At 69.2% G+C, this 11,358-nt stretch carries 11 protein-coding genes; 7 read left to right on the top strand and 4 right to left on the bottom strand.

Going from position 1 to position 11,358, the window contains the following annotated elements; all coding sequences use genetic code 11:
- The first annotated feature begins 187 nt into the window (after nt 1-187).
- Nucleotides 188-2,071 carry a putative bifunctional diguanylate cyclase/phosphodiesterase gene (locus OG787_RS30920; protein WP_405537263.1) on the top strand — a complete coding sequence of 628 codons (1,884 nt, stop codon included), beginning with the start codon at nt 188-190 and terminating at the stop codon, nt 2,069-2,071.
- Nucleotides 2,072-2,134: 63 nt separating this feature from the next.
- Here OG787_RS30920 and OG787_RS30915 read toward each other — a convergent pair whose 3' ends face one another.
- The 3 genes from OG787_RS30915 to OG787_RS30905 all read right to left on the bottom strand — a co-directional run bounded on the left by OG787_RS30915 (nt 2,135) and on the right by OG787_RS30905 (nt 5,149).
- Nucleotides 2,135-3,271 (bottom strand): LLM class flavin-dependent oxidoreductase, encoded by a 1,137-nt coding sequence (locus OG787_RS30915; protein WP_405537262.1) that lies wholly within the window; start codon nt 3,269-3,271, stop codon nt 2,135-2,137.
- Between the two features lie 340 nt (nt 3,272-3,611).
- A complete protein-coding gene (locus OG787_RS30910) occupies nt 3,612-4,343 on the bottom strand; it encodes a decarboxylase (protein WP_405537260.1) in 732 nt (243 codons plus the stop codon).
- Complete coding sequence (locus OG787_RS30905) at nt 4,340-5,149, bottom strand: decarboxylase (RefSeq protein WP_369037600.1); 810 nt, start codon at nt 5,147-5,149, stop codon at nt 4,340-4,342. The genes OG787_RS30910 and OG787_RS30905 overlap by 4 nt, the downstream gene beginning before the upstream one ends.
- A 157-nt stretch (nt 5,150-5,306) precedes the next feature.
- Between OG787_RS30905 and OG787_RS30900 the strand changes: the two genes are divergently transcribed.
- Both OG787_RS30900 and OG787_RS30895 read left to right on the top strand, forming a co-directional pair.
- Nucleotides 5,307-6,257 (top strand): D-2-hydroxyacid dehydrogenase, encoded by a 951-nt coding sequence (locus OG787_RS30900; RefSeq protein WP_405537259.1) that lies wholly within the window; start codon nt 5,307-5,309, stop codon nt 6,255-6,257.
- Nucleotides 6,258-6,282: 25 nt separating this feature from the next.
- Entirely contained in the window at nt 6,283-7,713 is a 1,431-nt protein-coding gene (locus OG787_RS30895) for an amidase (protein ID WP_405537257.1), read from the top strand.
- On the opposite strand, the gene OG787_RS30890 is transcribed toward OG787_RS30895, so the two are convergent.
- Nucleotides 7,694-8,206, bottom strand: a complete 513-nt coding sequence (locus OG787_RS30890; RefSeq protein ID WP_405540640.1) for a DUF3830 family protein — start codon at nt 8,204-8,206, stop codon at nt 7,694-7,696. The two genes, OG787_RS30895 and OG787_RS30890, sit on opposite strands and share 20 nt — an antisense overlap.
- A gap of 90 nt (nt 8,207-8,296) precedes the next feature.
- On the opposite strand from OG787_RS30890, the gene ehuB reads away from it, so the two are divergent.
- The 4 genes from ehuB to ehuA are packed head-to-tail and all read left to right on the top strand — an operon-like array spanning nt 8,297 to nt 11,289.
- Nucleotides 8,297-9,208: an ectoine/hydroxyectoine ABC transporter substrate-binding protein EhuB gene (gene ehuB, locus OG787_RS30885; RefSeq protein ID WP_405537256.1), complete on the top strand. Its 912-nt coding sequence runs from the start codon at nt 8,297-8,299 to the stop codon at nt 9,206-9,208.
- A complete protein-coding gene (gene ehuC, locus OG787_RS30880) occupies nt 9,205-9,873 on the top strand; it encodes an ectoine/hydroxyectoine ABC transporter permease subunit EhuC (RefSeq protein WP_405537254.1) in 669 nt (222 codons plus the stop codon). The genes ehuB and ehuC overlap by 4 nt, the downstream gene beginning before the upstream one ends.
- Nucleotides 9,870-10,520: an ectoine/hydroxyectoine ABC transporter permease subunit EhuD gene (gene ehuD, locus OG787_RS30875; protein WP_369037593.1), complete on the top strand. Its 651-nt coding sequence runs from the start codon at nt 9,870-9,872 to the stop codon at nt 10,518-10,520. Before ehuC ends, ehuD begins: the two co-directional genes overlap by 4 nt.
- Complete coding sequence (ehuA, locus tag OG787_RS30870) at nt 10,510-11,289, top strand: ectoine/hydroxyectoine ABC transporter ATP-binding protein EhuA (RefSeq protein ID WP_369037592.1); 780 nt, start codon at nt 10,510-10,512, stop codon at nt 11,287-11,289. The genes ehuD and ehuA overlap by 11 nt, the downstream gene beginning before the upstream one ends.
- Nucleotides 11,290-11,358: the final 69 nt, after the last annotated feature.

Genomic DNA, 11,358 nt, shown 5'->3' with positions numbered 1-11,358 from the left:
ACCGGCGGTCGTTCATGGACACTGGACAGTGGCTGGAAGGGCTTGGGGCCAGCCTCTATGATCGGCACACTTTCCTGGCACTTCCCTGACACTTTCCTGCACGGACCTGGCCAGGGCGGCGGTTTGCCGCCCGGTCGGCCGCCCGACGGGATCCATATGAAGACCGAGTGCACTGCGGGAGCGAGCGGTGAGCGGAACGTCCGAAGGGCCGGCGCCCGCGGTAGAACTCGTCCGGCCGGCCGTCACACTGAGTAACTTCACCACGTCCTCTACGTCATCCTCCCGCGTGGCCGGGGGTACGAACCTGCTGCGTGCGGCGTTCGCGGCGGCGCCGCTGGCGATGGCCGTGGTGAACCGCGAGGGCCTGATCGTGGAGGCGAACGAGTCGCTGGGCACGCTGCTGGGCATCGCCCCGGAAGCGCTGGCCGGGCGGGTCGCCGCCGATCTGGTGGACCTGGCGTCCGACACACGGGCGTGGCACGCGTACCGCGAGGTCCTGCGCGGCCGACAGGCACGACTGCGCTGCACGCGCCGTCTCAAGCACCCCGACGGGCACTCCCTCTGGGCCCAGGTCACGGTCGCGCCGCTGCCCGCGGAGGGGCCCGAGGGGGCGCTGGGGACTCGGGCGTACGGAGGCCAGGGTGTCCTGCTGTCCGTCGCCGACATCAGCGCGCGCCGTGAACTCCAGGCGCGGCTGCGGCACTTGCAGATGCACGATCCGGTGACCCGGCTGCCCAACCGCGCGCTGTTCTTCGAGCGGCTGTCGGCGGCGCTGGAGGCGGAGTCGTACGAGCAGAGCGGGACGGGCCGGATCGGTCTGTGCTACCTGGACCTCGACGGTTTCAAGGCCGTCAACGACACTCTCGGCCATCGTGTCGGCGACCGGCTGCTCGCCGCCGTGGCCGAACGCCTCACGCGCTGCGCGGAGGAGGCGGGTCTCGCCCGGGGGAACCCGGGAGCCGTCGCGCCGCTGGTGGCGAGACTGGGCGGCGACGAGTTCGCGCTGCTCGTCGAGGACTCGACGGGCACCGACCAACTCGCGGACCTGGCCGAGTCGGTGCTGAAGGCACTCCAGCTGCCCTTCGACCTCGCCGGTCAGCGGGTGTCCGTATCCGCCTCGATCGGTGTCGTGGAACGGCATGCGGCGGGCACGACCCCCACGGGCCTGATGCAGGCCGCGGACACGACCCTGTACTGGGCGAAGGCCGACGGCAAGTCCCGCTGGACGCTCTTCGACCCCGAACGCAACGCCCACCGCATGACCCGCCAGGCCCTGTCCTCCACCCTCCGGCCGGCCATCGAGCGGGGTGAATTCGCCCTGGACTACCAGCCGTTGGTGGGCATGGAGGACGGCCGGGTGCACGGTGTCGAGGCGCTGGTGCGCTGGCACCACCCCCAGTTCGGCACACTGACGCCGAATCGCTTCATCGGGCTGGCCGAGGAGGACGGTTCGATCGTGCAGCTGGGGCGCTGGGTCCTCGCCACGGCCTGCCGTCAGGCCCGCCGCTGGCAGCTCGAACGCCCGGACGAGCCGCCGATCTTCGTGAGCGTGAACGTGGCGGTACGTCAGGTCTGGGACTCGGATCTCGTCGCGGACGTGGCGGAGATCCTCGCGGAGACTGGCCTGCCCGCGCAGCTGCTCCAGCTGGAGCTGACGGAATCGGCGGTCATGGGCTCCGCCGGGCGGCCCCTCCAGGCACTCCAGGCACTCAGTGACATGGGTGTGGGCATCGCGATCGACGACTTCGGCACGGGGTACTCGAACCTGGCCTACCTCAGCCGACTGCCCGTGTCAGTACTGAAACTGGACGGTTCCTTCGTCCGCGGGTTCATGTACGAGGGTGAGGGCGTCGCGCCGAATCCGGCCGACGAGATCGTCGTCGAGGCGATGATCCAGCTCGCGCACCGGCTGGGGCTGACGGTCACCGCCGAGTGCGTGGAGACGGCGGCGCAGGCGGCTCGGTTGCGGCGTATCGGGTGCGACACGGGGCAGGGGTGGCTCTATTCGCGTCCTGTGGGGGCGGATCGGATTTCGGTGCTGATGGGGGGAAGTGCCTGTCGGCAGGGGTGAGTTGGCCGTCGGCAGTCACTTCGTCGACTGCATTCCCCCCACTCACTCACACACACGAATCCATCAGGCCGTCGGCAGTCCGTACGCGTCCGCGATCAGTTCGTACGAGCGCAGGCGCAGGTCGCCCCGGTGGGCGTGGGCCGTCAGCATCAACTCGTCCGCCCCCGTGCGCTTCTGGAGGTCGTCCAGGCCTGTGCGGACCTCGTCCGCCGTGCCGTGGATGATGTTCGTCATCCAGGAGTTGATGAACTCCCGTTCCATCGGGCTGAATTCGTAGGCCTCCGCCTCCTCCGGGGTCGGGAACAGGCCCGGCCGGCCGGAGCGCAGACGCGCCATGTTGAGGCCCATCGCCAGGACTTGGCGGCGGGCCTCGTTCTCGTCGTCCGTCGCGAGGGTGGAGACGCCGATGAGGGCGTACGGGGCGTCGAGGACCGCGGAGGGCTGGAAGGACTCGCGGTAGAGGTCCAGGGCCGGGACGGTGTTCTGCGCGGAGAAGTGGTGCGCGAAGGCGAAGGGGAGGCCCAGGACGCCGGCCAGGCGGGCGCTGAAGCCGGAGGAGCCGAGCAGCCAGATGGGCGGGCGGTGGGGCGACTGGACTCCGCCCGGGGTTGTCGACTGGATCGGGCCCGGGATCGCGTGGATGCGGTGGTAGGGGTGTCCGGACGGGAAGTCGTCGTCGAGGAAGCGGGTCAGCTCCGCCAGTTGCTGGGGGAAGTCGTCGGCGCCCGAGTGAATGGGGGTCCCCCCGCTCGAACGAAGTTGAGAGTGGGGGAGGTCCGTGCGGCGGAGGGCGGCTGCGGTCGCTCCGTCCGTGCCCGGGGCTCGGCCGAGGCCCAGGTCGATGCGGTTCGGGGCCATCGCTTCGAGGGTGCCGAACTGTTCCGCGATGACCAGGGGGGCGTGGTTGGGGAGCATGACTCCGCCGGAGCCCAGGCGGATGCGGTGGGTGTGGGCGGCGAGGTGGGCGAGGATCACGGCGGGTGAGGAGGAGGCTACGCCGGGCATGGAGTGGTGCTCTGCCACCCAGTAGCGGTGGAAGCCGCGGGATTCCGTGAGGCGGGAGAGGGCGACGCTGGTCTGGAGGGCTTGGGTGGCGGTGTGGCCGGAGCCGACTGTGACCAGGTCCAGGACGGAGAGGGGGGTGGGGGCGGTGCCCTGTGTGGTGCCTCGGATCTCGTCTGTGGTCGCGTCTGCGGTCACGGTGGGGCCTCCTGCTGCTGTTTCGATGCCGTGCGCTGTCCTCCGGACGAGAACAGGAGGGAGGCTCCGTTTTATTCCCGGGGATGTTTCTCGCCCCCGCCGCCCCTACCCGTCCCATCCTCGGGGGCGCTGCCCCCGAACCCCCGTATCGCGCTGAACGCGCTCGTCCTCAAACGCCGGACGGGCTGAGTGGTGCCGGCCGGGCTTGATCTTTCAGCCCAGGTCCAGGTATTTCAGCCCGTCCGGCGTTTGAGGACGAGGCCGTTCAGGCCGAAAGGGGGGTCTGGGGGCGCAGCCCCCAGGGATGGGAACGGGTAGGGGCGGCGGGGGCGAATCCTGGTTATGCCTGTGTCAGTGGTTGCTTTGTGAACAGGGTGCCCAGGGACGGGGCGTTCACCTTGCGGGTTGTCAGCCTCAGGGCCTCCCAGACCGTTACCTGGTTTGCCGTTAGGACTGGCTTCTCCAACTGACTCTCCAGTTTCTCTATGTGCGACACCGTGTGCAGGGCCGTGTCCGGCAAGAGGAGTGCCTCCGCCTCCGGGGCGTCCGACTCCTGTGCCAGGGCTCGTACGTCCTCCTCGGTCCACTCACCCACCTCCGCCGCCGTGACGATCCCGGCGCCCCTGACCCCCGTCACCTCCACCCCCGCCGCCCCCAGAAACTCCGCGAACAGTTCCGCCACGTCCGCCGGGTACGTCGCCCCGATCGCCACCCTCCGTACCCCCAGCTCCCGCACCGCGTGCACGAAGGCGAAGGACGTCGAGGAGGCCGGCATGCCCGCGGCGCGGGCGAGGTCGCGCACCTGGTCGTGGGCGCCCTCCCAGCCGTACACGAAGCTGCCGCTGGTGCACGCCCACACCACCGCCTCCGCCCCGCACAGCCGCAGCTCCTCCACGCCCGCCGCGAGGCGGTCCGGCGAGCCCATCTCCAGGAGGGCGTCCACGCGGTGCGCGTCCTCGCCGATGTCCGTGTGGATCACGTCCAGCCGGATGTCGCTGCCGAGCAGGTGTTCCATGCGCTGGTAGTCGTCCTCGGCGGAGTGGCCCGGGTACAGGAATCCGAGTGCCGTCATGTCCAACCTTCCCGTTCCTGGTGTTCCTGGTGCTCCTGCTGTTCCTGGGGCCATGCGCGTGCCGCCTCGTCCAGCAGCGCCTGGTACGGCCCCACCGCCCGGGTACCCAGTCGACGCAGCGCTGCCCACATCGTGACCTGGTTGGCCGAGATCACCGGGATGCGCAGTTCCGCCTCCAGCTGTGCGATGACGTCGTACGTGGGGAGGTTCGTGCAGCTGATGAACAGTGCTTCCGGGCGGCCTCGGCGGCCCTCTTCCACCGCCCTCCTCGCCATGTCCGCCACCGCCCGGTACGGGACCTTCCAGATGTGCCGCGTCAGGCCCATGAACGCGCAGCCCGTGACCGTGACGCCCGCCTCGGCCACGTACTCCTCCAGGGACCGCGTCACCGACACCGTGTAGGGGGTGACGAGGGCTACTCGGCGTACCGAGAGTTCCGTCAAGGCCTCCAGCAGTGCGCCCGACGTCGTCACCGACGCCACCTCGCCCGCCCTGGTCATCGCCTCGCACATCGCCCGCTCGCCCGCGACACCGCCGACGAAACTGCCGGACGTGCAGGCGTAGGCGACGATCTCGGGTGCGATGACGTTGAGGGTGCGTACCGCGTCGCCGAGTGTCTCGTGCTCGCTGACCAGTCGGGCCAGGTCGAGGCTGACCTCCACGGGGACGTACGGGGTGCGGGTGAGGTGGAGGGACACCTCGTCGGGGACCCAGCGCCACAGCTCGCGGTCCAGGGCGAAGTCGAAGGGGGCCACCACACCTACGCCGCGCTGCGGGCGTGGTCCACCGAGAAACGACACATCCATGACAGGCACCGGCCTCACAGTGAGGAACGACGGGGCAACGGACCGTACACACATCCGTGTTGACGAAGGTAGGTTCGGGTGCGAGCGTGGTCAATCCGCGCATGTCAGACGTCCGGCCCCCTCCCCCCCAGCGTCCCCCGATCGGAAACGGCTCACCATGCCCGCGCCCACCACCCTCCTCGTCCTCGACGCCGACCCGCCGCCCCGCCTCGGCAGGCTCACCGGGCGGGCCCGGATCGTGCACGCCGACGAGACGACTCTTGGCGGGCAACTCCCGTACGCCGACGTCCTGTTGGTCTGGGACTTCACCTCGCACGCCGTACGGGCCGCCTGGCCGGGCGAGGGGGCGCGGCCGCGCTGGGTGCACACCGCGAGCGCCGGTGTCGACCACCTGATGTGCGCCGAACTCGCCGCGTCCGACACCGTGGTGACCAACGCGCGGGGCATCTTCGACCAGCCCATCGCCGAGTACGTCGCCGCCCTCGTCCTCGCCATGGCCAAGGATCTGCCCCGGACGCTCGACCTCCAGCGGCGGCACGAGTGGCGGCATCGGGAGTCCCAGCGGGTCGCCGGGACCAAGGCCTGTGTTGTCGGGTCCGGGCCCATCGGGCGCGCGATTGCCCAGTATCTCAAGGCACTTGGCATCACCACCGCCATCGTCGGGCGTACTCCTCGTACCGGTATCCATGGGCCCGACGACCTCAACCGGCTGATGGCGCGGGCCGATTGGGTGATATCCGCCGCTCCCCTCACCGCCGACACCCACCGCATGTTCGACACCCGCCGCTTCGGTGTCATGCAGCCCTCGGCGCGTTTCATCAACGTCGGGCGGGGACAGCTCGTCGACGAGGTCGCGCTCGCCCAGGCGTTGTCGAAACGGTGGATCGCGGGTGCCGCGCTGGACGTGTTCGAGCATGAACCGCTCCCGTCCGACAGCCCCTTGTGGGACGCGCCCGGGCTCGTCGTCTCCCCGCACATGAGCGGTGACACGGTGGGCTGGCGCGATGAACTCAGCACGCAGTTCGTCGAGTTGTACGAGCGATGGGAGGCCGGGAAGACGCTGACCAATGTGGTCGACAAGCAGCGCGGGTACGTACCGGGGCACTGACGCACGCACTACCGGAGGGCGAACGATGACCGAGCCGATCGAGGCCACTGAGCCGACCGAGCTTGCCGAACTCACCGCCACCCGGCTCCTCGACGGTTATCGCAAGGGCGAGTTCAGTCCCGTCGACGCCACCCGTGCCGCGTTGGAGCGGGCCGAGCAACTCCAGCCCGTCGTCAACGCGTTCGTGCGCATCGATGCCGACAGCGCGCTCGCGCAGGCCCGCGACTCCGCCGAGCGGTGGCGGCGCGGTGAGCCGGCGGGGCTCGTGGACGGCGTACCCACGACCGTGAAGGACATCATCCTGCTGCGCGGTACGCCCACCCTGCGCGGCTCCAAGTCCGTCGACGCCAACGGGAGTTGGCGTGAGGACGCGCCCTCCGTCGCCCGGCTGCGCGAGCACGGCGCCGTCTTTCTCGGCAAGACGACGACTCCGGAGTACGGCTGGAAGGGCGTCACCGATTCGCCGCTGTCCGGCGTCACCCGCAATCCGTACGACACCTCGCGCACCGCCGGTGGGTCGAGCGGCGGGAGTGCCGCCGCCGTGGCGCTGGGCGCCGGGCCGCTGTCGCTCGGGACGGACGGCGGGGGCAGTGTCCGTATCCCGGCCGCGTTCTGCGGGATCTTCGCGCTGAAGCCGACGTACGGCCGTGTCCCCCTCTACCCGGCCAGCGCCTTCGGGACGCTCTCGCACGTCGGGCCGATGACCCGGACCGTGGCGGACGCGGCGCTGCTGATGGAGGTGATCGGGCGACCCGACTCCCGTGACTGGTCGACCCTCGGGCCGTTCTCCGGGTCGTTCCTCGACTCCCTCTCCGGCGGGGTGCGGGGGCTGCGGGTCGCCTACTCGCCCTCCTTCGGCGGTCAGGTCGCGGTGCGTCCGGCGGTGGCCGGCGCGGTCCGGCGGGCGGTGGAACGGCTCGCGGAACTCTGCGCGTACGTCACCGAGACCGACCCCGACCTCACCGACCCGGTGGACGCCTTCCACACCCTGTGGTTCAGCGGGGCGGCCCGCGTGACCCAGCGACTCGGGCCCAAGCAGGTCGAGTTGCTCGATCCCGGGCTGCGGGAGATCCGGGCGGCGGGGGCTCGTATCAGCGCACTCGACTATCTCGCCGCCGTCGACGTCCGGATGGAACTCGGGCGGCGGATGGGGCTGTTCCACGAGTCGTACGACCTGCTGGTCACGCCTACCCTGCCAATTACCGCCTTCGAGGCGGGAGTCGAGGTGCCCGTCGGGTCGGGGCTGCGGCGCTGGACGGGGTGGACCCCGTTCACGTACCCGTTCAACATGACGCAGCAGCCCGCCGCGAGTCTCCCGGTGGGGGTCGACGGGGACGGGCTGCCGGTCGGGATCCAGATCGTCGCGGCCCGGCACCGGGACGATCTGGTGCTGCGGGCCGCGCATGCGCTCGAAGAGGCGCTCGGCCTCTCCGCCTTCAGGCCCGGCGGAAGCTGAGCGTCTCCCCCGCCGCGCCCGTCCGCCACAGGTCGTTGCAGGCTGCCGCCATATCCGGGAGTCCCTCGACCACCTCGCCCCACACCGTGCCCGGCACCCAGCCCACATCGCCGTTCAGCAGCAGGTTGTTGCGCTCGTAGAACAGGGCCAGGTCGATCAGTGTCGTGCCGGGCCCGACCTCGCGGTCGTAGCCGTACGACTTCGTGCCCAGCTCCGCTCCCGCGAACGCGAAATAGCAGAGATCTCCGGGGATCGGGGTAACTGTCGGATTCTCCAGGGGCGGTTGCGATTCGGCTTCCGCGAAGGGCGGGAAGAGGGCGTAAATCTCGTTACGCGCGTACTTGGCGTGATAGACGTCACCTGACAGCGGCAGGGCATTCCACACGGTCTCGCACGTGATCGGGGCACGGTCGGTCAGGAGTTTCGCCGTGCAGTGGATTCCCCGGGCGGCCAGTGACACTTCGATGTATCGATCGTCAGCCATGCCTTCCATGTCTTCCCCGACGGCCTTCTCGCATGCCTTCTCGCCTGCCTCTCGCATTCCCCGTGCATAACTCGTGCGCTCTCGGGTAGCCGCGCGGCCATGGCTCCATCAATCGCACCACCACACATAGGACGCCGGTCGCTGCTCGCGGGGGTAGCGGCGCTCGGCACCCTGGGGACGGTCGGCTCGCTCGGCACCCTCGGGTGCAGTCGTGTGTCCGCTGCCTCCGGCGTCGAGGGCGGTGACCTGCTCGACCGGCTCCGGGCGCAGGGTGTCGTACGGCTCGGTATCGCCGGTGAGATACCCCAGGGATTCATCGACAGGAACGGCGAACTGACCGGCGAGGCGCCCGAGCTGGCGCGGGTCATCTTCAAGCGGCTGGGGGTGGACCGGCTCCAGCCCGTGCCCACCGAGTTCGGGTCGCTCATTCCCGGGCTGAATTCACAGCAGTTCGATGTCGTGGCCGCCGGTATGTATGTCAATCCGGAACGCTGCCAGCAGGTTCTCTTCGCCGACCCCGACTACCAGATGCTCGATTCTTTCGTTGTCCGCAAGGGAAATCCCAAGGATCTTCACAATTACTCGGACATCGTGAAGAAGAAGGCCAAGCTCGCCACCGGTACCGGATATGCACAGATCCAGCACGCCGTCGAAGCCGGTTACAAAGAGAGCGATCTGCTCATCGTGCCCGACCAGGTGGCCGGCCTGAACGCCGTGGAGGCCGGGCGCGTCGACGCGTTCTCCGGTACGGCGGTCACCGTCCGGCTGGTCGCGAAGAACTCCCGGAAGGCGGAGGCCGCCGACGCCTTCGCCCCGATCATCGACGGCAAGCCCCGGGTCGACGGCGGCGCCTTCGCGTTCCGGCTGACCGAGACGAAGCTCCGGGACGCCTTCAACGTCGAGTTGCACAAGCTGAAGAAGAGCGGCGAGGTGTACCGCATCCTGCGGCCGTTCGGCTTCACCCAGGACGAGATGACCGATCTGACCGCGAAGGAGCTGTGTCGCGGATGACCTCCGGACTCTGGGAAATAGTCCTCAGAGGAGTCTGGGTCACGATCCAACTCCTCGTGTTCAGCGCCCTGTTGGGCGCCGTCGTCGCCTTCGTCCTGGGGATCTCGCGGACCCACCGGCTGTGGTTCGTGCGCTTCCTGTCGGGCGCCTGCACCGAGGTGTTCCGTGGCACCTCGGCGCTCGTGATGATCTTCTGGGTGTACTTCGTGCTGCCGCCCGCCTTCGGCTGGCAGCTGGTGCCGATGTGGGCGGGCACGCTCGCGCTCGGGCTGACCTATGGCGCGTACGGCTCGGAGATCGTGCGCGGTGCGCTGAACTCCGTCGACCCGGCGCAGCTGGAGGGCGGGATCGCGCTCGGGTTCACGTCCTGGCAGCGGCTGCGGCTGATCCTGCTGCCGCAGGCGGTGCCGGAGATGATCCCCTCCTTCTCCAACCTGCTGATCGAGCTGCTCAAGGGCACGGCGCTGGTGTCGGTCATGGGCATGGGTGATCTGGCCTTCAGCGCCAACCTGGTGCGGCTCGCGCTCCAGCAGAGCGCCGAGATCTACACGTACATCCTGCTGATCTACTTCGTGATCGCCTTCCTCCTCACCCGGGTCATGCGCGGCCTGGAGAAGCAGCTGAAGCAGCAGCTGGCCGGGCGGCCGACGGGAGGTGCCGCATGACATGGGACTGGGGCGCCGTACGCGATTTCATGCCGTTCTTCTGGGACGGGCTGCTCGTCACCCTCCAGGCGCTGGCCCTCGGGTCGCTGATCTCGTTCACGCTCGGGTTGGTCTGGGCGCTGCTGATGCGGACGCCGACGCGCTGGGTGCGCTGGCCGGTGGGGGTGGTCACGGAGTTCGTGCGGGACACCCCGCTGCTCGTGCAGCTGTTCTTCCTCTTCTATGTGCTCCCCGAGTGGGGCATCGCCGCGTCCGCGCTGACCACCGGTGTCATCGCGATCGGGCTGCACTACTCGACGTACACCATGCAGGTGTACCGCGCCGGCATCGAGGCCGTGCCGCCGGGCCAGTGGGAGGCGGCCACCGCGCTCAGCCTGCCCCTGCGGCGCACCTGGACGTCGGTGGTCCTGCCGCAGGCGGTGCGCCGGGTCGTACCGGCGCTCGGCAACTACGTGGTCGCGATGCTCAAGGACACACCGCTGCTGATGACGATCACCGTGCTGGAGATGCTCGGTGAGGCGCGGCTCTACTCCCAGGAGCACTTCCAGTTCACCGAGCCGCTGACCGTGATCGGCGTCGCCTTCATCGTGATCTCCTTTCCCGCCTCCCTCCTCGTACGAACTCTGGAGCGACGCCTTGCCAGTTGACACCGTTGACACCGAGAAGACCCCTGAGACACCCACCGAGCTGGTCCGGCTCGACCAGGTCACCAAGCGGTTCGGTGAGCAGACCGTCCTCGACCGGCTGAGCCTCTCCGTGGACGCCGGGCGGCATGTCACGCTCATCGGTCCGTCCGGGTCGGGCAAGACGACGATCCTGCGGATGCTGATGACCCTGGCCAAGCCCGACGAGGGCACGATCACCGTCGGCGGGGAGCAGTTGTTCCCGGCGCCCGAGAAGCAGGTCCGCGAGGTGCGGAAGAAGATCGGGATGGTGTTCCAGCACTTCAACCTCTTCCCGAACATGAGCGTGCTGCGCAACATCACCGAGGCACCCGTCACCGTCCTCGGCCTGTCCAAGGAGGAGGCGGAGGCGCGCGGGCGCGATCTGCTGGAGCTGGTGGGCCTCGCGGACAAGTGCGACGAGCGGCCGTCCCGGCTGTCGGGCGGACAGCAGCAGCGGGTGGCGATCGCGCGGGCGCTGGCCATGCGCCCGCAGGTGCTGCTGCTCGACGAGGTGACGTCGGCGCTCGACCCCGAGCTGGTCGCGGGCGTCCTCGACGTACTGCGGGACATCGCCCGCACCACCGACATCACGATGCTCTGTGTGACCCACGAGATGGGTTTCGCCCGGGACATCTCAGACCAAGTGCTGATGTTCGATTCCGGCCATGTGATCGAGTCGGGTCCGCCGGAGAAGATCTTCAGTGATCCGGAGGAGGACAGAACGCGCGAATTTCTCAGCGCGGTGCTCTGACCGCGCCGAAGAGGCACTCCGCATGCCTTCGGCATATACCAAGTGAACACGCGCCTGCTGAGAGGCCAC

The sequence above is a fragment of the Streptomyces sp. NBC_00075 genome, from assembly GCF_045041225.1.
In the GTDB taxonomy this organism is placed as follows: domain Bacteria; phylum Actinomycetota; class Actinomycetes; order Streptomycetales; family Streptomycetaceae; genus Streptomyces; species Streptomyces adonidis.
Note: the sequence above shows the minus strand (reverse complement) of the source record. Positions and strands in the feature narration are given on the sequence as shown.